The following is a 24,055-nucleotide window of genomic DNA, read 5'->3' as shown; positions in this document are numbered from 1 at the left end:
GCTAGCGCTCCTGCTTCGGCAGCAACGCGATGGCCAGGCCGACGATGACCGGGATCGCCGCCAGCAGGGCCAGGAATTCGGGCCCGAGCTCGCGCATGCCCAGCGCCTTGCCGAACACGCCGCGGCACACGGTCAGCATGTGCGACGCCGGATAGGCTTCGCCGACCGCGCGTCCGGCCCCCTCGAGCGACGTTACGGGGTTGATCAGACCGGCATACTGGATGGCCGGCACCATGGTGCCGATCATGGTCAGGAAGATGGCCGCGATCTGGCTGCGCGTGAAGGCCGACGCCAGCAGCCCGATGCCGGTCGAGCAGATGCAGAACAGGAACACGGCGGCGGCGAAGGCGGCGGGGCTGCCCTTGAACGGCACGCCCATGCCGGCCACGGCCAGCAGCGTCATCAGCGCCGCGTTGACCATCGCGAGCGCCACGTAGGGCGCCTGCTTGCCGAGCACGAACTCGCTGCGCCGCAGCGGCGTGACATACAGGTTGACGATCGATCCCAGCTCCTTCTCGCGCACGACCGCCAGCGCCGCCTGCATCGCGGGCAGGTTGAGCAGCAGGAGCGCGATGATCGCCGGCGCCATGGCCGGCAGGCTGCGCAGGTCGGGATTGTAGCGAAAGCGCGTCTCGACCTCGGCGTGCGCCGGGGCCTCGGCGGCGCGGCGCCGGGCGGCCGCCCCGGCCAGCCACTGGGCGTGCATGCCCTGCACGTAGGCGTCCACGGTTTCGGCGCGTACCGGATTGGCGCCGTCGATCCAGGCGCCGACCTCGGCGGGCCGGCCGCGCGCCACGGCGCGGCCGAAGCCGGGCGGAATCTCGAGCGCCAGCGCCAGTTCGCCGGAACGCATGCGCCGGTCGAGGTCGTCGTATCCGGACAGCGCCGGACGCTCGACGAAGTAGCGCGAACCCGACAGGTTCAGCGCGTAATCGCGGCTGAGCACGCTCTGGTCGCGGTCGAGCACCGCGTAGCGCAGGTCTTCGACGTCCATGTCGATGCCGTAGCCGATCACGATCATCAGCAGCAGCGAGCCGAGCGCAGCCAGCGCCGCGCGCACCGGATCGCGCCGCAGCTCGAGCGCTTCGCGCCAGCAGCAGGCCGCGGTCCGGCGCCAGCGGTGGGCGCCGCCGGACGCGCCGCGCGGCGCCGCTGGCGGCAGCGCCGGCGGCGCGGCGACGCCTTCGGCGTCGTCGCCGGCGTCGCGCAGCCAGCCGACGAAGGCTTCTTCCAGCGTCGCCGCCGCGCGCGCGGCGCGCAGCGCGTCGGGCGTGCCGGTCGCGAGGATCCGGCCTGCGTGCATCAGCGCGACGCGGTCGCAGCGTTCGGCCTCGGCCATGAAGTGGGTGGACACGAAGATCGTCACGCCCTCCTGGCGCGACAGGCGCTGCATCTGTTCCCAGAATCCTTCGCGCGCGGCAGGATCGACACCGGACGTCGGCTCGTCCAGGATCAGGAGTTCGGGTCCATGCACCAGCGCCACCGCCAGCGCCAGGCGCTGGCGCATGCCGGGAGGCAGGCGTCCCGGCAGCGCGTCCAGCACCGGCTCCAGCCCAAAGCGGCGCGCCATCGCGGCGCAGCGGACCGCCGCGTCGCGCCCGGCCAGGCCGAACAGGCGCGCATGCAGCAGCAGGTTCTGGCGCACGCTGAGCTCCCGGTACAGCGAAAAGCCCTGCGACATGTAGCCGATCCGGCGCCGGGTAGCGGCATCGGCAGGCCGCAGCGCTTGCCCGAACAGGCGGGCGCGGCCGCCGCTGGGCGCCAGCAGGCCGGTCAGCATCTTCATCGTGGTGCTCTTGCCGCAGCCGTTCGAACCGATGAACCCGAAGATCTCGCCGCGCGCGACGCGCAGGTTCAGGTCGCGCACCGCGACGAAGGCGCCGAAGCGCCGCCACAGCCCCTCGGCCTCGATCGCGGGCGGCGCCTGGCCGGGCGGCGCCGGTGCGCAAGGCGGCGATGCCGGCGGCAGCCCAGTGGCCGCGCCGCGCGCCGCCGGCGACAGGCGCGCGAACGCCTGTTCGAGGGTCGCGGCGCCACTGCGTTCGAGCAGCGCGGCCGGGCTGCCCTGGGCCAGGACGCGCCCGGCGTCGAGCGCCACCAGGTGATCGAAACCGCGCGCCTCGTCCATGTAGGCGGTGGCCACGAGCACGCTCAGCACCGGGCGGGCGCGGCGGATGGCCCCGATGAGTTCCCAGAACCGGGCGCGCGACAGCGGGTCGACGCCGGTGGTGGGCTCGTCCAGGATCAGGAGCTCCGGGTCGTGCACCAGGGCGCAGCACAGGCCCAGCTTCTGCTTCATGCCGCCCGACAGCTGGCCGGCCGGACGGTCGAGGAAGCTCCACAGTCCCAGGCTGCGCGCCAGCGCGGCGATGCGCGGGCCGCGCGCGCCGGCGCCGAGTCCGAACAGGCGCGCGAAGAAGTCCAGGTTTTCTCGGACCGACAGGGCCGGCAGCAGGTTGGGGCCGAGACCCTGGGGCATGTAGGCGATGCGCCGGCAGGCGTCGGCGCGGAAGGATGCGAGGCGCATGTCGCCGCCCAGCACCTGGACGGCGCCGTGCTGGATGCGGCGGGCGCCGGCCAGCACCGCCAGCAGGCTGGTCTTGCCCGCGCCGTCCGGCCCGATCACGCCGGTGACGGCGGCGCACGGCAGCGCCAGGTCGATCCCGTCCAGCGCCAGCGTGCGCCCGTAGCGCATCGTCAGGCCGGACACCCGCGCCACGGGAGCGGCGGCGCCGGTCATGGTGGCGCCGGTCATGGTGGAGCCGGTCATGGCGGAGCCGGTCATGGCGGCGCCGGCAAGGCCAGCGCGGCCGGCCAGGGCTGGGCCGGGTCCAGCCGCAGCCAGGCCACGCCCGGCACGCCCGCCTTCACGTAATCGGCATGCCGCGCCAGCGTCGCACGGTCGACCTGGGCCTTGACCCGGAACATGAGCTTCTGCCGTTCGCTCGCCGTCTCGCCCGACTTGGGCGTGAACTGGGCCGCACTGGCAACGTAGGTCACGCTGGGCGGCACCACGAAGCGCGGGGCCGCATCCAGCCGCAGGCGCACCTCGGCGCCCAGCGCCACGCGACCGGCCACGGTTTCCGGCACGAAGAACGTCATGTACACATCGGTCAGGTCGATCAGGTTGAGCACGGCGCCTCCGCCCGGCAGCACCTCGCCCGGCTGCGCCACGCGGTACTGGATGCGGCCGGCGCGCGGCGCGGTCAGCACGCCTTCGCCCAGCGCGGCGTCGATGCGCGCGGTGGCCGCGGCCGCCACCTCGACCGCCGAGCGGGCGCCCACGGTCTGGGCCCGGGCGGCGTCCACCGCGGCGCGCGCGGCGGCGCGTTGCGCCCGGGCGGCATCGACCGCGGCGGCCACGCCGGCCGCGCGCGCGCGGTCGTCGTCGAGCTCCTGCGCCGCGGCGGCCCCGCGCTCGGCCAGCGTGGCCGAGCGCGCCAGGCGGCGCCGGGCGGCGTCGAGCTCGCTCTCGCGCTGGACCACGAGCGCCGCCGCCGCAGCCTCGTCGCTGCGCCGCATGGCCAGCGCCGCCAGGCTTTCGGCCACGGCGTCGCGCGCCTGCCGTTCACGCGCCAGCGCCTCCAGCCGCTCGGCCTGCAGCGTGGCCAGGTCCATCAGGGCCACCACCTGGCCGGCCCGCACCAGGTCGCCTTCGTCCACCAGCACCGCGGCGACCCGGCCCGGCTGCTCGGTCGCGACGTCGACCTCGACCGCCTCGACGCGGCCGTTGCCGCTGACGAAGCCGGCGCCGGGCGCGGCCGGACGGGTGGCGCGCCACGCATACAGGCCGGCGGCGGCAACCAGCGCGGCCAGCAGCGCGGCGGCGATGCGCGTTCGCCAGCGCCGCCAAGCGGGCGGCGGCCCAGGCTCGGCGGCGGCCGGCCGCGCTCCGGCCGCTTCGGATCGCATTTGTACCTCGTCCACATATCCTCCCGCGCATCGGCCCTGAAGAAGATAGACCGGCGCCAGGCGCGAAATGCACAGGCGCGCATTTAGTGTGGATCAATGAAGCGAATGAGGCGACGCCGCCGCGCGGCTGTCGGCACGATCGGTTGCCTCAAACGGACAACGCAAATATCCAACTGAGCGACATCAAGGCGTCGTCGTTCTCCCCGACTATCCTGCACCTCTGGCGCGCACCGCGCGGCACCCCTGACTCCGGAGGTTTTCATGAACCCATCCATGCCCCCCACGCCCGATACCGTCCGCGCACGTCCCCCGCTCCCGCCGTCGCGGGCGCGCCGGAGTCTGCGCCGGGCCCTGCTCGCCGTGCTGTGCACGGCGCTGCCTGCGTTCGCGCAGGCCCCGGCATCCACCGCCGGCGCGCCCGACGCGCAGCCCACCGTCACCGGCGCCAGCGAGGCGCAGCGCAAGCAGACCGCCGCCCGCCACGTCGACGATGCCGCCAGGGCCGCCCAGACGATGGCCGCGGATCCCAAGCTGGCCGCGCTGCTCAAGCGCGCACGCGGCGTCTACATCCTTCCCCGCTACGGGCGCGCCGCGCTGGGGGTCGGCGCGGAGGGCGGCGCCGGCGTCCTGCTGGCGCGCCGCGCCGACGGCAGCTGGGGCGACCCCGCATTCTTCAACACCGGAGCCATCGGCATCGGCCTGCAGGCCGGCGCCGAGACCGGTCCGGTGGCCTTCGTCCTCATGAACCAGCGCGCGGTCGACCACTTCCGCAGCAAGAACAATTTTTCGATCAGCGCCGACGCCGGATTGACGATCGTCACTTATGCGCGCCTGGCCGAGGGGTCGACAGGCGGCGACATCGTGGCCTGGTCCGGGTCCAAGGGGCTATTCGCGAATGCCTTGACGGTTGCCATCCAGGACATCCGCTTCAACCAGGGCCTGACCGACGCCTACTATGGCCAGGCGCTGAGCGCGCGCCAGGTGCTGGAACGCGAACAGAACATCGACCAGGCGGCGGCGCTGCGCAAGGCGCTTGGCGGGGCCGACGCGCGGACGTCGCCGCGCTAGCCGCAGCATTTTGCGAGTCGGCCATGGCGCGACCGCAACTGCCGCGCGCTGCCGCCCGAGCCGGCCGCACTCTGCACGCCCTGCACGCCCTGCTCGCCCTGCTCACCCTGCTCCCGCCATCGGGGTGGGCCACCGTGCCGGCGCGCCTGCCGGGCGCCGCCCAGGCGCCGTGCGCCGCGGGCGCCGGCGATGCCTGCCGGCCTGCGCCGGCGCAAGCGCAAGAGCAAGAACCCGCGTGGCTGGCGGACGGGCAAGCGCTTGCGCGCTCTGCGCTCGGCCTGCTCGCGGGCGCCGCCGACGACGGCCTCGATCCGGCGCATTACGGCCTGGATGCGCTGGCGCGCCGCATGCCGCAAATCGATGGGCCCGACGCGGCGGCGCAATTCGAACGCGACCTCGGTGCGGCCATGCGCGCCTTCGTGACCGACCTGCATGGCGGCCGCATCCCCCCATCCAGGCGGGCGCGCTACGCCGACCCGGCCCCGTTCGATGCCGCGCGCCACCTCGCGGCGGCGGCCGGCGAGGGACGGCTGGCACAGGCGGTGCGCGACGCCGCGCCCGCCATTCCTCCCTATGAGCGGGTGCGCGCATCGCTGCGCCACTACCGGGAGCTGGCGCGCCGCGCTCCTGGGCCCTTCGCGCTGCCGCCGGTCGCCGCATCCGGCCTGGCGCCCGGCGCCCGCTACGACGGCGCCGCGCAGCTGCGCGAGCGCCTGCTGCTGCTGGGCGACCTGCCCCCCGGCGCCGAGGCGTCCGCACACGACGCCGACCGCTACACCGAGGCGCTGGCGCAGGCGCTGCGCCGTTTCCAGATGCGCCATGGCCTGGCGCCGGATGGCGTGCTGGGGCCGGCCACCCTGGAGGCGCTGGCGGTCCCGCTTGACCACCGGGTCGACCAGCTCGCGCTGACGCTGGAGCGACTGCGCTGGCTGCCGCGCCTGCCGGACGGACCCGCCGTGGTCGTCAACCTGCCGGCCTACCGCCTGTGGGCGTTCGACCGCGGCGGGTCGGCCGCACCGCTCGAGATGCGCATCATCGTCGGCAAGGCCGCCGGCACGCCCACGCCCCAGTTCCTCGGCCAGATGCGCCACGTCGAGTTCAATCCCTACTGGAACGTGCCGCGCAGCATACTGATGGGCGAGATCATGCCGAGGATCGCGCGCGACCCCGCCTACCTGCGCGACAACGACATGGAGGCGCTCGGGCCGTCCGGGACGGCGGCGCCGGCGTCAGGCGGCGCGCTGCTGGCGGGCCTGCGCTCCGGCGCGCTCAGGCTGCGCCAGCGGCCCGGGCCGCGCAACGTGCTGGGCGCGGTCAAGTTCGCGCTGCCCAACCCGATGAACATCTACCTGCACGGCACCGCAACGCCGGCCCTGTTCGGCCGCGCGCGGCGCGACCTGAGCCATGGCTGCATCCGGGTCGAGGATCCGGTCGGCCTGGCGCATTTCGTGCTCGACGCGGCGCCGGCGTGGCGCGCGGGCGGCGTCGAAGCCGCCATCGCGGGCGGGCGCAATCTGGTCGTGCCGCTGCCGGCGCCGGTGCCCGTCATCCTCTTCTACGCCACCGCCATGATCGACCGGCATGGGCGCGTGCTGTTCGCCGACGACATCTACCGGCGCGACCCCGGTCTGATCGACCTGCTGAAAGCGCCGCCGCGCGCGGGCGCGGCGCATGCCGTGGGCTTGCGCTGGCGACCGCCGGCATGAATCAGCGCCGCTCCACCCGCCACGCTGTGGTCTGCCCACGGGCCCACGAACGCAGGCCGATCCGGATGCGCAGGCGGCCCAGGACGTCGGCGACCGCATCCTGCCCGCCCTGGGGCAGCCCGCGAGGGCGCCCTCCCGGCGGCTTCAGGTATGCGGACGGTCGCGCGCCGGCGCCGCGGGAAGCGCGCGCTGCTGGAACGTCAGGCAGCAGGCTCCTTCGGCGCCGTGGCCGACCGCGATCTTTTCGGCCGTACACTCGTAGTCGTCGTTATGCCAGCAAGCCGACATCTTGCAGGCGCCCACGCCGGCACGGCGCTCCGTGGACCTGGCATGCGGCGTCGCGGTCAGGCAGGTGTCGCATCCCGGATGCACCCCGTTCCCGATCGTGATCGCCCGCGCGTGGCAACCGCCATGCGCGTTATAGGCACACTCGCCGACGAAGCAGGCGCTGACGAGCGTCAGCTCGATGGAAATCGTTTCCATGATGAACTCCCTTCGGTGAAACAGGAGATGAAGTGAAATTACTTAGACGCGCCGCAGGCGCCACTTGCCGAAGAAATCCATATTCCCTTGATCTGGATCAGTGACCAACACCGTGAGCAGACTTGCATCCCGGGATCACTCCGCTACCCATGCCGGAAACGCCACGGTGACCACGCAGCCTTGTCCATCCGCTTTGCGCGCGAGCGCGACCGTGGCCCCATGCTGGCCGGCGATTTCCCTGACGATGCTCAGCCCGAGCCCCGCCCCCTGCCCGCCGCCCGGCCTCAGCCGGTAATAGGGCCGGAACACGTTCTCGCATTCATGATCGGGCACCGGCGCGCCGTCGTTCGCCACCCGCAGCAGCGCCACCCCGTCGCCGCAGGCGATGGACACGTCGACGTCGCCCTGCGCCATTCCGTGCTGCGAGGCGTTGTCGATCAGATTGCGCAGCAGTTGCTGCAGGCGATACGGATCCCCGGCGACCGCGCAGTCGCAGGGGGCGTCGAGCCCGAGCGACTGGCCCCGGCGGTCGAGCAGCGGCTCCTCCAGGGCGATCACCTCGCGGCAGACCTCCGCCAGCGACACCCGGCGCCGCAGCGCCAGGTCGGTGCCGGAGGCCAGGCGGCTGAACGTCAGCAGCTGCTCGGCCAGCTGGGTGGTGCGCCGCAGCGCACGCACCGCCTCGTCCAGCGACCCGTCGCGTTCGGCGGCGTCGGCCGCGCGCAGGGCGTTTTGCACATGCAATTGCACGGCGGCGATCGGGGTGCGAATCTCATGCGCGGCGGCGTCGATGAACTGCTGCTCGCGCTCGAAGGCGGCGCGTACGCGCGCCAGCAGGCTGTTGAGTTCGTCGACCACCGGCGCCAGCTCCTCGGGCAGGTCGGACAACTCGACCGGGGCCAGCGACTCCGGCTCGCGCCGTGCGATCGCATCGGCCAGGCCGCGCAGCGGCGCCAGGTTGGCCGACAGCACCAGGTTGACCACCAGCGCCAGCAGGAGGCCGCCGACCACCACCGGCCCCAGCACCGAGGCGGCCAGCTGTTCGACCATCTCTTCGCGCACCTCGTCCTTTTCGGCGACCAGGACCCAGACGCCGCCCGAGCGCAGCGCGAAGGCCTGCCACAGGTCGCCGTCCACCCGCTTGCTGCTGAAGCCGGCCGCCAGGGGCGCGAACGGCGTCACCGGCGCCGATGCCGAACGGGCCAGCAGCCGGCCTTCGGCGCTCCAGACCTGGAACGCGATCTTGTGTTCGTAAGGATGGCCGTAGGCGCTCGCTCCGCCGTGATGGCCGACCTGGCCGGGGATCGGAATCTCGATCGGCGCGGCGATGGTCGCGGTGTCGAGCTGGTGCGCGACGAGACTCTCGAGCACGCGCGCCGAACTGGCCAGGCGCGCGCTGAAGAATTCTTCGGATTCGTGCCCCGCGAACAGGTGCGCGACCAGCGAGATGCCGCCAAGAATCAGCAGCATGCAGACCATCGTGCGCCGGATCAGGCGCCTGCGGATGGAATAGCGGCGGGCCCTCATGCGGCGGGCTGCCCGATCCGGTAGCCGAGGCCGCGCACGGTCTTGATCAGGTCTGGATCGGTCTTGCGGCGCACGTGGTGCACATAGACGTCGATCGCATTGCTGGCCACGCCCTCTCCCCACCCATACAGCGATTCCTCGAGCTCGGCGCGGCTGAAGACCTTGTTCGGCTGTTCCACCAGGCGCTTGAGCAGCATGAATTCGCGGTGCTGCAGCTCGATGCGCGCGTTCTTCCAGCTGACCGACATCGCGGCCAGGTCGAGCTCGAGGTCGCCGAAGCGCAGCTGGTTGACCGGCAGGCCGGCGCGCCGGCGTTCCAGCACCCTGACCCTGGCCAGCAGCTCGTCGACGTCGAACGGCTTGGTCAGGTAGTCGTCGGCGCCCAGGTCGAGCGCCGCGATGCGGTCGCGCACGGCGTCGCGCGCCGACAGCACCAGCACCGGCAGCGCGTTGCCGCCGCGCCGCACCCGCTCCAGCACCGCGACGCCGTCCAGGCGCGGCAGGCCCAGGTCCAGGATGGCCAGATCGAAGCCGTTGTGCGCCAGCGCCGCCACCGCCGCCACGCCATCCCCCACATGCTCGAGCGCGTAGCCGGCGCGCTCGAGCGCCAGCCGCAGGCCCGAGGCCAGCGACGCATCGTCCTCCACCAGCAATATCCTCATCCCGTCCCTTCCCGGCTATGCACCGTTACTTGCGCTTGGCCGCGACCTGCGCCAGCAGCGTTTCGGCCTCGCTCCTGCGGCCCTCGTCGGCCAGCTTGCGCCCGGGACGGGGCGCCGCCTGCAACGCCTTGCGCAGGTAACGCTCGGCGCCGTCCAGGTCGCCCTTGCGGTACAGGTAGTCGCCGTAGAAGTAGTTGGCGTCGATCCCGTCGGGATTGAGCGCCAGCCCCTGCTTCAGCAGGTCCTGCGCCTTGCGGTCGTCGCCGAAGCCGATCGGCCAGCCCGGCACCTGATAATACAGGCTGCCGAGGCTGGTGTAGGCGGATCCGGCCAGGGCTTGCGGATCGCGCTTGAGCGCGGCCTCGAAGTCCTTGCGGGCGTCTTTCGCCAGGCCGAGCGCGCCGAGGCCGCCCTTGGCGCCTGCGTGGCTGGCCACGATGATCCCGTGCCAGATCAGCAGCGGCGCGCTGTCGGGGTGGCGCGCCAGCGCCGCGTCGGCCTCGGCCGTCAGGGCGGCGAAACCACGCTCCTGCTCGCCAGCGGCGCTGCGGTATTTTATCTGCTCCCAGCGCTGCTGCAGCGCACCGATCGCATCGTCGGCCGGAGCGGCCAGCGCGGTCAGGGCAAGCCCCGACAAGGCCATCCACACGCCGATGGCGACGAAAAAGAACCTGCTGGTATTCATGATGCACTCCTCTTGTTGCGCCAGGACTGGCCCGGCATGTGTCGTTGGATGATGGCGAGCTGTCCGCGGATCGCGCGGTCCGGCAAGGACGGCAGCAGCTGGTTGACCAGCACCAGCAGCGCCTCCCTCAACCCCGCCTTGCGTTCCCAGGCAGTCCCGTCCAGGAAATCGAGTAGCTGGCGCGCCACGTCGCCCGGCTGGTCCACCGCCACGCCCATTTCGGCGTTGAGCGCATCGACCGCGCCCGCGTTGATCGGCGTGCGGGTCGCGCGCGGGATGAAATGGCGCGCCGCGATGCCGGTGTCGGCCAGCTCGCGCCGCAGCGCCTGGGTGAAGCCGCGCAGGCCGGCCTTGCTGGCGCAATAGCCCGCGAATCCCGGATAGCCCAGGTAGCCGAACAGCGAACCGACATTGATCACCTGGGCGCGCCCCGCCTGGCGCAGTTGCGGCAACAGGCGCTGGGTCAGCAGCATCGGCGCCAGCAGGTTCACGTCCAGCAGCGCGCGCAGCGCCGCCGGCTCCTGGGTCGTGAAATCGTGGAAGGCGTTGACGCCCGCGTTGTTGATCAGGAGGTCGGCGCCGCCCATCGCCCTGGCTGCGGCCTCCACCGCGGCCAGCGTCGCGTCCTGCGTCAGGTCGCCCTGGACGACGCGGACCTTGTCGGGGCCCAGCCGCGCGCGCAGCGCTTCCAGCGCGGGGCCGTCGCGCCCGACCAGCATCAGCGCGGCGCAGCGCGGCGCCAGCGCCTCGGCCAGGGCCTGGCCGATGCCGCCCGACGCGCCGGTGAGGACCAGGCGCCACATGTGGCCGCCCATCTCAGGCCCCCGCCAGCGCATCGGCGCGCCGGGGCAGGCCGCGGAAGATGTCGCCGTACAGGCGGTACATCATGCGCGCACAATCGACCACCGCCTCGCGGTCGGCCTCGCGCTCGAGGCGGTTCACCAGGCCTTCGAAGAAGGCGACGTGTTCCAGGTCGAGGCTGCCGTGCGAGGTGAGGTAGCTGAACGCGTCCTGCGGCAGTCCCAGCGCCTGGCGGATCGTCCCGGCGGCCTGGGTCGCCAGCGCGGTGCTGGTGCCCTCCAGGACGTGGACCATGCCGAAGAAGCCGACCGGGTTGCCGCGGTCGATCTGGTGATAGGCGTAGGCCACCATCACCTCGGTGGCAGGATGCGGACGCGAACGGCGCGCGCCGTCGGGATCGGCGCCGCAGGCCGCGATGTCGGACAGGATCCATTCCTCGTGCCCGATCTCTTCCTCGATGTAGTCGGCCACGGCGCGGCGCAGCCAGCCGTATTCGTCGCCGAGGCGGCTGCCGCAGGCCATCATCAGGGGCGCCGTGTGCTTGACGTGGTGATAGGCCTGGGTCAGGAAGGCCACGTACTGGCCGCGGTCGATGTCTCCACGCAGCGCGTCGCCGATGACCGGAACATCGAACAATCGCTGGCGGTCGGGGCCGGTGCGCTGGCACAGGATGTCATAGAACTGCATGGGTTGCTCCTTCATCAAAGATACAGTCGGTCGATCTCGGGGGCGCAGCGCGCGCGCGCGGCGGCGCGGCGCAGGCGCCCGTTGGCGGTGGCGGTGCCGTCGGCCTCGCCGAACGGCGCGCTGCGGAACCAGGCGCCGATGCGCGCGTAATCCGGCAATGCGCGGTTGACGCCGGCCACGGCGGCCGCGATCGCGGCGTCGGGCAGGTCGGGATGGGCCGGCACGATGGCCGCCGCCAGGAAGGGACGCGCCTCGCCCACGACCAGCGCCTGGGCCGCCACGCCGGTGCCGAGCAACAGCGTCTCGGGCCACTCGGGCGAGACGTTGCGGCCATACGCGGTCACCAGCACATTGCTCTTGCGGCCGTCGACATGGAGATAGCCGTCGGCGTCGAGACGGCCCAGGTCGCCCGTGCCGATCCAGGCATCCGGCGCCGGGGCCGGCCCGCCGAGGTAGCCGGCCATCGCGCCGCCGCCCACCTCGATCTCGCCGTCCGCGGCGATGCGCACCTGCCGGTTCGGCAGCGGGCGCCCGGCGCTGCCGTGGCGCGCCTGCCCGGGCAGGTTCAGCGAGACGACCGAACCGCACTCCGAGAGGCCATAGCCCTCGTACACAGGAAAGCCTTTGGCATGCGCCGCCTCGATCAGGGCCGGCGGCGTCCTGGCGCCGCCGACCGCGATGAACTTCAGCGTGTGCAGGCGGCTGTCGCCCGCGCGCGCCGCCGCGACCAGCGCCTGCAGCATCTGCGGCAGCAGGATCACGCTTTCGGCGCGCGTGCGCGCGATCGTGTCCAGGCACAGCACCGGGTCGAACGAGGCCGCACCGCGCAGGCCGGTCTGGGCCAGCGGCAGGCAGATGGTCGCCGCGCCCGACAGCAAGGCGGTGTAGGCGCCGGCGATGTTTTCCAGCAATACCGCCAGCGGCAGCAGGTTGAGGTGGCGGCGGATGTCCAGCGCGGCCAGTTCGCCGGCCAGCACGCGCGCCAGTTCCCATTGCTGCGCCGATCCGAGGCACACCCCTTTCGGCTGGGCCGTGGTGCCGGAGGTGAAGGTGACCTTCTGCACGCCGGGAGGCACGGTGGGCGCCGGCCGCGGGCCGAGGTGCAGCGCCAGCGCTCCCGTCGCGCCGGCGCGCTCGCCGAAGCCCAGCAGCGCCGCATGGCGCGGGTCGGCGCAGAACATGCCTTCCACCGCCCCCGCCGCCAGCGCGTGGCGCCATTGTTCGGGCGTGAAGAAGCCCGGCAGCGGCACCAGCGTCATGCCGGCCTCGTGCACGGCAAGGTCGACCGCGATCCAGTCCGGCCCGTTGTCGGCCAGAATCGCCAGCGCCGCCCCGGGCGGCAGGTGGCGCGCAGGAGCCGCGCGAGCGTGTTCACGCGGTCGTCGAGCATGTCGCCGCTCCAGGAGAAATCGGCCCCCGCCAGCACGGCGCCGGCGCGGGACTGGTTAGCGCGCCAGATGGTCATGGCCGAATCCGATATTGCCGAACATGACTTGCGGATGGGTGGCGTAGTACGTGCCCCAGCCGCGCCCGGCGTCCGCCAGCCGCGCCGGATCGGCCTCGGCCAGCACCGACGGCGTCAACCGCAGCCGCGCGAACGAATTGAGCAGCGCGCGGGTGGCGGTGAAGGTGACCCAGGCCAGGCCCTGGCGGTGCAGGTGGCGCGTCATGGCCACGATCAGCCTGCGTCCCGCGCCGGCGTCGATGGCGGCCAGATTGCCGACCTCGACCACGTCGCCGCGCGCGACCGGATGGCCGACGTGTCCGGCGATGGCGGTCTCGACCGGCAAATCGAGGTACTGCTCGAGGAACAGGCCGGCATCCGCGGCCGGCGTGTAACCCAGCGCCGCGACCCACGTTCCGTCGGCGTCGCGGTGTCCCGCCAGCGTGGGGCAGAAATGCGCGAGCCGCGCCCCGTACGTGCGGGCAAATTGCGCGCCGATAAAGGCTTCCAGCGCAGGCCGCGCGGGATGTCCCGGCGGAACCAGTTCAAGGCCGTCCAGGCCGTCGGCCCGATCGTCGCCCGCGGCGGACACGTGGCCTGGCCGGCAGGGCGGGGTTGGCAGGGTAAGCGGCACGGGGTTCTCCTGATGTTGTTCCAGGCTGCAACTTATGCGCCGAACATTAAGGTCAGATTAATCGCACATCCGCGCGCCGACGCGGCCCCCCGCTCGACCCGACATCCGTGGCGCCGGCACGGCCCGCCCTGGCGGCGCGCCACCGTCGGCGGATCTGAGGCAGCGCAAGCGTTCACGGTCATGCACGGCGCATGCTGGCAAAGCGGCCCCGTTCCCTGGCGCCGGTCAGGAGTGCACCGTGTATAAAACCATTCTTGTTCACGTCGACGGCAGCCCTGCGCAGGAAAGCAGGGTGCGCGCCGCCGCCATCGTCGCCAAAAAGCAGGGTTCGCATCTCGTCGGCTGCCAATCGACGGGCATCACATGGCTCGACCTGTCCCTGTCGGCAGGGTCGATGAACGCCCCTCATCCCCTGATCGACTTCGACGCGCTGCGCGCGGCCGGCGCCAGGCTGCTGGATGCCTTCGCCCTGCAGGCGCAGCGGGCGGGCGCCGGATCGGTGGAAACGCGGCTGGCGGACGACCTGCCCGACGCCAGCCTGCAACTGCAGGCGCGCTATGCGGACCTGGTCGTGCTGAGCCAGGACGCGCCTTCCAGCGCCAATCTTTTCCCGGGACGCCGTCACCTGCCGGAACAGCTCGTCGTGCGCTGCCCCCGGCCCATTCTCGTGGTGCCGGCGGGATACCGCTCGGCGCCGATCGCCAGCACCATCGTCGCGGGGTGGGATGGCAGCATCCAGGCAATGCACGCCCTGAGCGCCGCCCTGCCCCTCCTCGCCACCGCCGATCGCGTCGCGCTGGCGCTGATCAATCCCGACGAACGATCGGGCTTGCACGGCGAGGAGCCCGGCGCCGACATGGCGCTCTATCTGGCGCGCCACCGCGTCGAGGTCGAGGTGGTGGTGCAGCGAACCGCCCAGGCGCCAGCCCAGGCACTGCTGACGCTGGCCCGGCAGAGCGGCGCCGGACTCATCGTGGCCGGAGCCTATGGCCACAGCCGTTACCGTGAATGGGTGCTGGGCGGTACGACCCGTGCGTTGCTGAGCCAGGCGCAGATTCCGCTCTTGCTCGCTCACTGAGAAGCGGTTGCCGCCACCGGTCGATTCGGTGCGTGGGCGCAGGCCGCGCCGACCGGATCACCGTGCGCCACGCAGTGCCTGCGCGCGGCCGCCTTGCACATGCTGTTCTTCGCGCGCCCTGTCATGCGGATCGGACCGCAGACCGGTCACGTGGCCGGCCAGCAGGGCGCCGATGAGCACCATCACCATTGCCGCCAGCGTGCCATTGCCGACCAGCTGCCACAATTTCTCGAAAGCCTCGATCTGATCCGCGACCATCCCCTGCATCGCATAGATGGCGTAGGCGTACTGGATGTACCAGTCCCAACAGGTGTTCGAACGCTGGTCGGCGCGCTCGAAGAGGTCGCGCCGCAGATTGAACAGCTTGGGCGCGCGCAGCTTGACGGGCGGCTGGCCGGCGGCGGCCAGCAGCGTCGGCAGCGAGTTTTGGTGCGACACGATGCCGTTGAGGACGGTACGGGGATTGAACCTGCAGGGCCAGCGCACCAAGGCCGGCCCGGGCCCGGCGCGCTCGCGGATCTGCTGCTCGTCGACGGAGACCCATTGTCGAACATCGGCCTGATCGACGACCCCGACCGGAACCTCCTCGTGATCATGAAGGATGGGGTCGTATTCAGGAACAGGCTGACGGCGCGGCCTGTCGGCTGAGGTCGCGGTAGCGTCGGCCGGCCCTCATGACGCCGTCGCGAACGTGGCAGCCACCTCCTCGACACGATCGCGCAGCCAGCGCTGCGACGCGTTCTCGTCGTTGCGCCGGTGCCAGATCATGTGAAAACTTATCTGCGGCAAAGAGATTGGCGTCGGAAACATCAACAGGTCCCCGGCCTGTGCCGAGTGCAGAGCAACCCGGCGCGGAAGCGTCGCCGCCAGGTCGGTTTGCCGCAGCAGCGCGGGCACCGCGAACATGTGCGGCAGCGTGACCTGCACGTTGCGACGCAGGCCATGATCGGCGAGCGCCTGGTCGACGACCCCATAACGGCTACCCTCCGGAGACACCAGGACATGCCGCATACCCAGATAGGCATCGAGGTCCAGCAAGCGGCGCGCGCGCTTGCCGTCGCGGCGCAACAGCGTCACGAACTCATCGCGCAGGATCTGGCGACTCAGGATGCGGCTTTCCTGCAGGGTGGGCGCGACCCCGATGGCGAGATCGATCTTGCCGGCGTCAAGGAGCGCCACCGCCTCGTCGCGTCCCGAAAAGGCGTGCACGTCGATCTCGATTGCCGGTGCCGCCTGCGTCAATGCCTCGAGCAGGGCCGGCAGCAGAACGAAAGCGGGATAGTCGGACAGTCCCATTCCAAACTTCAATGCCGCCGTGCGGGGATCAAAATGCTCTGACGAAACGAGCAATGCGCCGATCTGCCGCAGGGCGATGGCCACCGGTCCGGCCAGCTCGTTGGCGCGGGGCGTCGGCAGCAACCCGGCCGCGCTGCGCTGGAACAGGCGGTCGTCGAACAGCGTGCGCAGGCGTCCAAGCGCCGCGCTCATCGCGGGCTGGCTCACGTTCATTCGTGCGGCAGCGCGCGTCACGTTGCGCTCCTGCATGAGTGCATCAAACGCTGCAAGCAGGTTCAGGTCGACGCCATTAAAATCCATATTTTGTATATCACTGTATTTGCGCTATTTGTTGGATTAATTTTATATCGCTTCGATAATCCTTTCCATGCGTCGAACACGTCGACGCTTCATGAAAGGATCTGATGCTTACGCCTCAACACAACGACGATGGCCGCATGGCCGCCGAGCGCAGCGCCGTGGAACGACTCTACGACGCCTTCAGCTTGAAGAACCCCGACCTGATCGACGCCGCAGTCACCGCCGACTGGCAGGACATTCCGCTCGCGCCGGGACAGGGGCCCGGGCCGGAAGGCATGAAGCCGGTCATCCGTCAGGTCATCGCAGCATTCCCCGACGTGCGGATCGTCATTCACGACATGGTGCAGCTTCCTGGCAAGATCGCCGTGCGCGGAGAAATCACTGGCACGCATCGGGGCGAATTATTCGGGATCGCGCCCACCGGCAAAGCGGTCAGCTTCAGGATCCACGAATTCCACCATCTGGATGGTCAACGCATCACCACGACCTGGCACATGGAAGACTGGTTCGGCCTGTTCCTCCAGCTCGGCCGCTTTCCCTCCCTTTGATCCGGCAAGGAGCCAACCATGCAAGCAGCAATGATTCACCGCTTCGCGCAGGACGCCGACGTCCGGCTCGCGCCGATCGCAGCCCCTCTTCCCGGCGCGGGCGAAGTCGTCGTGCGCATCGAGGCCGCCGGCGTCAATCCGCTGGACGTGAAGATGATCTCGGGATATATGGAACAAGTGTTTCCTGCCGAACTGCCATATATCCCGGGGACCGACTTCAGCGGCGTGGTGACGGCAACGGGGCCGCGCGCGACCAACGTGAAGGTCGGCGACCGCGTCGTGGGACGCAAGGATCCCGGGCAAGGGGGCGCATTCGCCGACGCCACCCTGGCGCGCGCCGATGCGCTGGTCGTCATCCCTGACGAGATGAGTGCCGAACAGGCGGCCGCCTTGCCCACCGGCTTCGGAACGGCGCGCCAGGCGCTCTTCGATGTCGCCAGACTCCAGGCTGGACAGCGTGTGCTGATCCACGCCGGCGCCGGCGGCGTCGGCAGCTTCGCGGTGCAGCTGGCCAGGCAGGCCGGCGCCCATGTCACCGCCACCGCCTCGGCGCGCAACCTCGGCCTGCTCGAGGAGTTGGGTGCGGACGAGGCGATCGATTACCGCAGCACCGACTTCACGCGTTTGCCGCCATTCGACGTCATCCTGGACACCGTGGGCGGCGACACCACCGCGCGCTCGTGGGAAGTCCTGCGCGAGGGCGGCACCCTGGCCACGCTGATCGACTTCGCCATCGCGCCCCGCGAAGGCCGTCACGCCGCCTTCGTGTTCTTCTCCGACGCCACGTCGGCGTTGCGCGAGGCGGTCGGCCTGTTCCAGGCGGGCAAACTGGATATCGTCATCGACGCGCTCCATCCGCTCGGCGAGGCGCGTGCGGCCCTGGACCAGGTGGCGGCGGGCCATGTCCGCGGCAAGGTCGTGCTCCGTACCGCGCGCTAGAAGCACCGCCACGACGGCGCGAGCCCCCTCCGCCGACTTGCCCGATGCCGCCGCCATCGGGTTTGTCGGCGTACGCCTGACCGGCGCACCGCGCATTTTCCCGAATCAAGGCCGTCCTCGAAGATTGTCGTCTAAATGATAATGCAGTATCATTATCATTATCGGTATCATTAATAAACCAGTTCGTCTGGACGGATCGTGCGCGCCTCTGGGCCCACGGTGACATCGCGCATCGACCTGCCCCAACCGTTTTGCAGCGCTGCTCCGGCATTCACCACCCTATCCCAATGATCAGAATCGACCACCTGACCAAGCGCTACGGCGAGCGCACCGTCGTCAACGACCTCAATCTGCACGTCCATACGGGACAGGTCTATGCGCTGCTGGGGCCGAACGGCGCCGGCAAGTCCACCACCATCGGCTGCCTGCTGGGCTTCGTGAAGCCCGACCACGGCCGCATCGTCCTCGCCGGATCGCCGCTGCCTCCCGCCGAGTCGGCAATTCGCCACGCCGCTTACATCGCCGAAAACGTCGCCCTGTACGACCGTCTTACCGGCGTCGAGAACGTGGACTTCTTCATGCGCCTGCTCGGACGCCGGCTCGCGGCGGACCAGATCGAAGCGCTGCTGGCGCGCGTCGGCCTGCCCCGGCACGCCTGGCACCGGCAGGCGCACGGCTATTCGAAAGGCATGCGCCAGAAGGTCGGCATCGTCATGGCGCTGGCCAAGGGCGCGCGCGTACTGGTGCTGGATGAACCGACCTCGGGCCTCGATCCGGAAGCCAGCGTCGCTTTCGGCGAACTGATCCGCGCGGTGGCCGATGACGGCGCGGCCGTGATCATGGCCACCCACGATCTGCTGCGTGCCCAGGAACTGGCGGACCGCTGCGGAGTGCTGGTCGGCGGCCACCTGGTCAGCGAATGGAAACTTGGAGAACTGAATGCAGGCGAACTCGAACGCAATTACCTCGCCAGTCTCGCGGCCCGTGCCTGAGGCCGTGTGGCGCCACGCCTTCATCGGCGCCTGGCAGGCCGACTGGCGCGAGCGCCGGCGCGACTGGCGGGTGGGCCTGGTGCTGGCGATCGGGCTGGCGCTGGCCGCCTGCGCCGCGCTGCTGGCTTCGCTCGACCTCGACCGCACCCGCGCCGCGCGCGCGGTGGCTGCCGAGGCCGAGGCCCGGCGCTGGATCCACCAGGGCAGCAAGAATCCCCACTCCGCCGCCCACTACGGCGTGTATGTCTTCAAGCCGCTGACGACGCTGGCGGCGCTCGATCCGGGCATCGAGCACTATGTCGGCGCCAGCGTGTGGCTCGAGGCCCACCGCCAGAACGACATGGTGTACCGCCCCGCGGCCGATGGCGCCGGGGCCGATCGCCAGTTTCGCCTCAGCCCTGCCCTGATGCTGCAGGTGCTGGCGCCGGCCGCCATGATCTTCCTGGGTTTCGGCATGTTCGCCGCCGAGCGCGAGCGCGGCATGCTGCCCGCGCTGCGCCTGAACGGCGCGCCGCTGGGCGCGATCGCCGCCGCGCGCGGCGCCGTCCTGCTGTGCCTGGCGCTCACGATGTCGCTCCCGGCGATCGTCGCGATCGCCGGCGTGAAGTGGCATGCGGGCGGCGCCGAGCCGGTCGCCGACGCCGCTGCGCGTGGCGTGCTGTTCGCGGCTGCTTACCTGGTCTACCTGGCCACCTGGGCCGCACTGGTGACGGCGGTATCGGCCTTCGCCCGGACCATGCGCGCCAGCCTGGCGCTGCTGGTCACGCTGTGGATCGTCGCAACCCTGGTGCTGCCGCGCGCCGCCGTCGAACTGGCGCAATCGGCGGCGCCCCTTCCATCGATGCAGGCTTTCCGCCAGGCGATCGACGAAGAACTCGGCATGCCCGACGACCCGGCCGAGGCCGAACGCCACAAGCGGCAACTGCTCGAGCAGTACGGCGTCGACGACGTCGCCGACCTGCCGGTCAACTGGGCCGGGATCAGCCAGCTGCGCAGCGAGGCCCACGGCAACGAGGTGTTCGACCGCCACTACGGTCCGCTGTTCGCGGCGATGGCCGCGCAGGACCGCGCGGTGGCGCTGGCGTCCTGGCTGTCGCCGGCGGTGGCGATCGGCGGCCTGTCGAGCCGGCTGGCGGCGAGCGACAACGCCAGCCATGTCGAATTCATGCAGGCGGCCGAACGGCACCGGCGCCTGATGCAGGACCTGCTCAACAGCGACCTCGCGCGCAATCCCGACCGCGACGGCGTCAAGTACCAGGCCGGCGAAGCGCTGTGGCGCAGTATTGCCCCGCTTCGATTCACCTATGCCGCCCTCGACATGGGCGAGCTGCTGGCGCGCTGGCTGCTGCCGCTGCTGGCCGGCCTCGGCGCGAGCCTGGCGCTGGCCGCGATCGCCCTGCGCCGCCTGCGCACCGGGAGCGTCAAATGATGGCCATCCTTGCCCTGGCCCGTTTCGACCTGCGCGCCCTGCTGCGCGAGCGCGGCGCGCTGCTGCTGATCGCCGCCTCCCTGCTGCTGGCGCTGTACGGCCTGTTCGAAGGGGCGCGCTTCCAGCGCCATGCCCAGGCCGGGCAACAGGCGGCGCTCGCCCAGGAAACCGCCGCGCGCGCCGCCGCCAGGGAACTGGCGGCGCGCTACTTCGCCGATCCGGACCATCCCGACTTCGCCGGCATGCGTTTCTTCCGCACCCCGGTCGACATTCGCGGCTACGCCTTCCGCGAGCACGTCGGATTCGCGACGCTGCCGGCGCTGCCGGGCGCCGCGCTGGCGATCGGCCAGGCCGACATCCAGCCGGGCTACGTGCGTGTGCGCGCCGAATCGATGGAATCGGTGCGCACCGCCAGCGAGATCGAGCATCCGGCGCGCCTGGCGACCGGGCGCTACGACCTGATGTTCTTCGTGGTCTACCTGTGGCCGCTGGTGCTGCTGACCTTGTCGGCCTCGGTCCTGACCCAGGACCGCGAAAGCCTGCGCCTGCGCAGCCTGCTGCTGCAGGGCGTCGGCGGCGCCCGCATCCTGTTCACCCAGGCCAGCGCGCGCAACCTGCTTGCCACGGGGCTGCTGGTGGCGGTCGTCGCCGGCGCGGCCCTGCTCGGCGGCGTCACGCCGCGCGACGGCGCCGGCCTCGCCGCACTGGGCCGCTGGAGCGCCCTCGTGCTCTTGTATTCGGCCTTCTGGACCGCGGTCGGCGCCGCCGTGTGCGCGGCCTGCGCCAACCGCATGAGCGCGACCTTCGCCGGCTTCGGCCTGTGGCTGCTGTTCGCGATCGTGCTGCCCGCCGCGCTCGATGCCGGCGCCCGCATGGCGGCGCCGGTGCCGCCACGCGAACGCTATGTCCAGGCGACCCGCGATGCGCTCGACCAGGTCAACGCCAACACCGCCGGCAGCCTGGCGCGTTTCTACGACAGCCATCCGGAATGGAAGCCGCAGCGCACCGCGCCGGGCGCGGTGTCGTCGTATGTCTCGCGCCTGCACCGCGCCCAGGAGCTCGAGCGCACCATGGCCGGCGTCGAGCGCGAGTTCGCCAGCGCCAGGGATGAACGCAGCGCCCTGTTCGCGCAATCGAGCATCCTGAGTCCGGTGACGCTGGCGAATGCCGCATTCGCTGAACTTGCCGGCAACGACGGCGCGCGCCACGCGCGCTTCGTCGGCGAGGTCGCGCGCCACCAGAGTGCACTGCGCGACTGGTTCCAGGGCGCCATCCAGCGCGCCGCGCTCGGCGACGAACGCGCTCCCTGCCCGCGCACCTGCCTGGGCGGCTACGGCTTCCGCGATTTCGACGCGGTGCCGCGCTTTGCTGCTTCTGCCGCGCTGGGACAGCCTGCCGCCCTGCCGCACCGCGCCTGGTTGCTGGCGCCATGGGCCGCCTGCTTCGTCGCACTGGCCATATTGGCGCTGGGCCGGGAACGCCGGCGCCAACGCGGCTGAATTTTCGACCCTTTCCCCTCATGTTTCTGGAGTAGTCATCTTGCGATCCGCCCCCCGTTTCATCCCTTGCCCTGCGCCGCTGCGCACAATTGCCCACGCCGTCATGCTCACCTGTGCGCTGGCCGCGCCGGCGCTGGCGGACGATACGGCTGTCCCATCCGCCGACCCGGCCCAGGTGGTCGAAGTGAAAGGGCAGCGCAGCGAGGACGAGCGCCTGGCGCCAGGCACCGGCCCCAGGTCGCTGCCCGGCGCGGTCACCACGGTGACCTCGGAAGACCTCGCCACGCTGGACATCGGCCGCGATATTTCGAACGTGTTCCGGCGCGTGCCGGGCGTGGTCGCCAACAATATCGACCAGGGCGACACCGGCAACGGTTTTCGCATGCGCGGCTTCGCCACCCAGGGCACGCACGGCGCCGACACCGCCATCTACATCGACGGCGTGCCGCAGAACATCCCGTCCAGCCAGGGCGGCGCGGGCCACGGCCCGGCGTTCCTCGAGTGGATGACCGGCGACATGATCGACACGATCGACGTCATCAAGGGACCCGTTTCGGCGCTGTACGGCGACCAGAACCGTGCCGGCGCGGTGGCGATCCGCACCCGCGAAGGCGGCGCCGCCACGCCGTCGAGCGCCACGGTGACCGTGGAGAGCTATGGCGGCCGGCGTGGCTCGCTGGTGCTCTCCAGCGAGCATGGCAAGCTGCGCTCGCTGGTCGTGGCAGACCGCTACAGCCTCGATGGCTTCCGCCACGGCGCGTTTACCGATCGCAGCAACCTGTTCTGGAAGCTGTCGACCCCGATCGGCGATGGCATTTACAGCCTGCGCGCGACGTACTACAAGTCCGACTTCGCCGGCGCCGGCTACCTGTCGCTGCCGGCCATGGAAGCCGGACTCGACCCGCATTCGACAATGTACGGCCTGCCCGGCTTCGGCGCCGCGCAGCGCAAGACCCTGGTGTTCAACCGCCGCCCGGCATCGGGCGAAGCCGGCTGGTTCGCCACCGCCTACGCCGAGGACTTCGAGCGCAGCCGCGCGATCCAGACCAGCACCACCCAGCACACCTACGGCTACGACGACCGCGGCATCTACGGCGCGCGCGGCGGCAACACCTGGGCCTTCGGCGACACCGCCATGCTGACGCTGGGCGCCGAGGCGCGCAAGGACAAGGGCGACGCGTATCGCCAGCAATACCGCAACCGCCAGCCGACCGCCAACTACGTCAACAGCCAGGAGCTCGACCTGCTGACCTACGGCGTGTTCGTGCAGGGGCAGTATCGGGTACTGCCCACCGTCAAGCTGCATGGCGGCGCGCGTTATGACCGTTTCGACTACGACCTGGTCAACCTCAAGCTGCCGGCCGCGTCGACCGGCTACAAGAGTTCGGTGCTCACGCCGAAGTACGGCGCGATCTGGAACGTCGTGCCCGACGTGGAACTGTACGCCAATATCGCGCAGGGCTTCCGCTCGCCGGCCGCCGAGCAGATCAGCGCCAGCGGCAGCCTGGGACCACTTGGCGCTGCGGGCGGACGCATCAACGTTGGCATCGATCCGAGCCGGGTGCGCTCGCACGATGTCGGGTTCAACGCAACGCCGCTCAGCGGCCTGACCATGGCCGGCGCGTTCTACACGATCCAGAACGACGACGAGATCGTCAACACGGCGCCCGACGTGTTCGTCGCCTCCGGGCAGACCACCCGCCGGGGCGTGGAACTCGACCTGCGCTACCAGTTCAACAGCGCCTTCAGTACCTACCTGAACTATGGCCGCATCCTGCGCGCGCGCCTGGACAACCCGGCCCCCGGCGCCGGCGCCCGCCTGTCGGTGCCGGAACACACCTGGAAGGCCGGCGCCCAGTACCGCAGCGCCCTGGGACCGGGCCGGCTGACGCTTGCCGGCGACGTGTATGTCACGGCCGGCAATCCCTACTATATGGGCTCGCCGTTATACGAACGCGACATGCCGACCTATGTGCGCTACGACGTCAAGGCGACCTACGACATCGGCAAGTTCCAGGGTGCGCTGTTCGCGACGCTGCAGCCGCACAAGTTCGCCAGCGACATCGCCTATGGCACCGCGGGCGGGCTGGTGGTCACGACCGTGCCGGAGGCGAGCGGCGGCGCATCGCTGCGGTATTTCTTCTGACGCGGCGTGCGGCGAACGGGAGGACTGCGGTTTCCCTTCGCCGCCTTTTGGGACGGAATCGGACCTGTCATTCCGGATCAGGGGGTGGGCGGTGTGGAGTGGTCAAGCGATTTCGGACATGACGAATTGCACCGCCTGGCAAGCACGTTGTGAGCAACTGGCAGGGTATGCTTGCTGTCAGTCGTGTGCACGAACTCGCGCTTCCAGACTGGCGTCCGG

General features: G+C 71.0%; 21 protein-coding genes. 9 read left to right on the top strand and 12 right to left on the bottom strand.

Features of this window, described 5'->3' with window-relative positions; translation table 11 throughout:
- Position 1 precedes the first annotated feature (1 nt).
- The gene (rbbA, locus tag DIR46_RS22910) at positions 2 to 2,755 is read right to left on the bottom strand and encodes a ribosome-associated ATPase/putative transporter RbbA (protein ID WP_205289192.1); all 2,754 of its coding nucleotides are present in this window, start codon (positions 2,753 to 2,755) and stop codon (positions 2 to 4) included.
- 26 nt (positions 2,756 to 2,781) lie between these two features.
- On the bottom strand, positions 2,782 to 3,912 hold the full coding sequence (locus tag DIR46_RS22905) for an HlyD family secretion protein (protein WP_109347291.1): 1,131 nt from the start codon (positions 3,910 to 3,912) through the stop codon (positions 2,782 to 2,784).
- Between the two features lie 261 nt (positions 3,913 to 4,173).
- Here DIR46_RS22905 and DIR46_RS22900 point away from each other — a divergent pair, with 261 nt between their 5' ends.
- Both DIR46_RS22900 and DIR46_RS22895 read left to right on the top strand, forming a co-directional pair.
- Complete coding sequence (locus tag DIR46_RS22900; protein WP_109347290.1) at positions 4,174 to 4,980, top strand: lipid-binding SYLF domain-containing protein; 807 nt, start codon at positions 4,174 to 4,176, stop codon at positions 4,978 to 4,980.
- A gap of 23 nt (positions 4,981 to 5,003) precedes the next feature.
- On the top strand, positions 5,004 to 6,686 hold the full coding sequence (locus tag DIR46_RS22895; RefSeq protein WP_109347289.1) for a L,D-transpeptidase family protein: 1,683 nt from the start codon (positions 5,004 to 5,006) through the stop codon (positions 6,684 to 6,686).
- A 144-nt stretch (positions 6,687 to 6,830) separates the two neighbouring features.
- On the opposite strand, the gene DIR46_RS22890 is transcribed toward DIR46_RS22895, so the two are convergent.
- From DIR46_RS22890 to DIR46_RS22855, 8 genes are all read right to left on the bottom strand, one after another.
- On the bottom strand, positions 6,831 to 7,169 hold the full coding sequence (locus DIR46_RS22890) for a DUF1540 domain-containing protein (protein ID WP_109347288.1): 339 nt from the start codon (positions 7,167 to 7,169) through the stop codon (positions 6,831 to 6,833).
- A gap of 135 nt (positions 7,170 to 7,304) precedes the next feature.
- Positions 7,305 to 8,696 carry a sensor histidine kinase gene (locus DIR46_RS22885; protein WP_109347287.1) on the bottom strand — a complete coding sequence of 464 codons (1,392 nt, stop codon included), beginning with the start codon at positions 8,694 to 8,696 and terminating at the stop codon, positions 7,305 to 7,307.
- Complete coding sequence (locus tag DIR46_RS22880) at positions 8,693 to 9,358, bottom strand: response regulator transcription factor (protein WP_109347286.1); 666 nt, start codon at positions 9,356 to 9,358, stop codon at positions 8,693 to 8,695. Before DIR46_RS22880 ends, DIR46_RS22885 begins: the two co-directional genes overlap by 4 nt.
- 25 nt (positions 9,359 to 9,383) lie before the next feature.
- Positions 9,384 to 10,043: a tetratricopeptide repeat protein gene (locus DIR46_RS22875; RefSeq protein WP_229446369.1), complete on the bottom strand. Its 660-nt coding sequence runs from the start codon at positions 10,041 to 10,043 to the stop codon at positions 9,384 to 9,386.
- Positions 10,040 to 10,846, bottom strand: a complete 807-nt coding sequence (locus tag DIR46_RS22870; RefSeq protein WP_229446368.1) for an SDR family oxidoreductase — start codon at positions 10,844 to 10,846, stop codon at positions 10,040 to 10,042. Before DIR46_RS22870 ends, DIR46_RS22875 begins: the two co-directional genes overlap by 4 nt.
- Positions 10,847 to 10,859: 13 nt before the next feature.
- Positions 10,860 to 11,531, bottom strand: a complete 672-nt coding sequence (locus DIR46_RS22865) for an iron-containing redox enzyme family protein (protein ID WP_109347284.1) — start codon at positions 11,529 to 11,531, stop codon at positions 10,860 to 10,862.
- A gap of 14 nt (positions 11,532 to 11,545) precedes the next feature.
- Positions 11,546 to 12,934 carry an AMP-binding protein gene (locus DIR46_RS22860; RefSeq protein ID WP_109347283.1) on the bottom strand — a complete coding sequence of 463 codons (1,389 nt, stop codon included), beginning with the start codon at positions 12,932 to 12,934 and terminating at the stop codon, positions 11,546 to 11,548.
- A gap of 42 nt (positions 12,935 to 12,976) precedes the next feature.
- Complete coding sequence (locus tag DIR46_RS22855) at positions 12,977 to 13,609, bottom strand: thermostable hemolysin (RefSeq protein WP_229446367.1); 633 nt, start codon at positions 13,607 to 13,609, stop codon at positions 12,977 to 12,979.
- Positions 13,610 to 13,847: 238 nt separating this feature from the next.
- Here DIR46_RS22855 and DIR46_RS22850 point away from each other — a divergent pair, with 238 nt between their 5' ends.
- The gene (locus tag DIR46_RS22850; protein WP_109347282.1) at positions 13,848 to 14,687 is read left to right on the top strand and encodes a universal stress protein; all 840 of its coding nucleotides are present in this window, start codon (positions 13,848 to 13,850) and stop codon (positions 14,685 to 14,687) included.
- 57 nt (positions 14,688 to 14,744) lie between these two features.
- On the opposite strand, the gene DIR46_RS22845 is transcribed toward DIR46_RS22850, so the two are convergent.
- Both DIR46_RS22845 and DIR46_RS22835 read right to left on the bottom strand, forming a co-directional pair.
- Positions 14,745 to 15,125, bottom strand: coding sequence for a hypothetical protein (locus tag DIR46_RS22845; RefSeq protein WP_109347281.1), 381 nt, complete (start codon positions 15,123 to 15,125; stop codon positions 14,745 to 14,747).
- Between the two features lie 234 nt (positions 15,126 to 15,359).
- The gene (locus DIR46_RS22835) at positions 15,360 to 16,283 is read right to left on the bottom strand and encodes a LysR family transcriptional regulator (protein ID WP_109347280.1); all 924 of its coding nucleotides are present in this window, start codon (positions 16,281 to 16,283) and stop codon (positions 15,360 to 15,362) included.
- A 104-nt stretch (positions 16,284 to 16,387) separates the two neighbouring features.
- Here DIR46_RS22835 and DIR46_RS22830 point away from each other — a divergent pair, with 104 nt between their 5' ends.
- From DIR46_RS22830 to DIR46_RS22805, 6 genes are all read left to right on the top strand, one after another.
- A complete protein-coding gene (locus DIR46_RS22830) occupies positions 16,388 to 16,831 on the top strand; it encodes an ester cyclase (RefSeq protein ID WP_109347279.1) in 444 nt (147 codons plus the stop codon).
- 18 nt (positions 16,832 to 16,849) lie between these two features.
- Positions 16,850 to 17,770 (top strand): NADP-dependent oxidoreductase, encoded by a 921-nt coding sequence (locus DIR46_RS22825; RefSeq protein ID WP_109347278.1) that lies wholly within the window; start codon positions 16,850 to 16,852, stop codon positions 17,768 to 17,770.
- A 287-nt stretch (positions 17,771 to 18,057) separates the two neighbouring features.
- Positions 18,058 to 18,762 (top strand): ABC transporter ATP-binding protein, encoded by a 705-nt coding sequence (locus DIR46_RS22820; protein WP_109347277.1) that lies wholly within the window; start codon positions 18,058 to 18,060, stop codon positions 18,760 to 18,762.
- Positions 18,710 to 20,191, top strand: a complete 1,482-nt coding sequence (locus DIR46_RS22815; protein WP_109347276.1) for a DUF3526 domain-containing protein — start codon at positions 18,710 to 18,712, stop codon at positions 20,189 to 20,191. Before DIR46_RS22820 ends, DIR46_RS22815 begins: the two co-directional genes overlap by 53 nt.
- Positions 20,188 to 21,690, top strand: a complete 1,503-nt coding sequence (locus DIR46_RS22810) for a DUF3526 domain-containing protein (protein ID WP_109347275.1) — start codon at positions 20,188 to 20,190, stop codon at positions 21,688 to 21,690. Before DIR46_RS22815 ends, DIR46_RS22810 begins: the two co-directional genes overlap by 4 nt.
- 40 nt (positions 21,691 to 21,730) lie before the next feature.
- Positions 21,731 to 23,836 (top strand): TonB-dependent receptor, encoded by a 2,106-nt coding sequence (locus DIR46_RS22805; protein ID WP_229446366.1) that lies wholly within the window; start codon positions 21,731 to 21,733, stop codon positions 23,834 to 23,836.
- The last annotated feature ends 219 nt before the right edge of the window (positions 23,837 to 24,055 follow it).

The sequence above is a fragment of the Massilia oculi genome (assembly GCF_003143515.1).
GTDB classification, from domain to species: Bacteria; Pseudomonadota; Gammaproteobacteria; order Burkholderiales; family Burkholderiaceae_D; genus Telluria; species Telluria oculi.
This window is presented reverse-complemented; position numbering and strand designations above follow the sequence as displayed.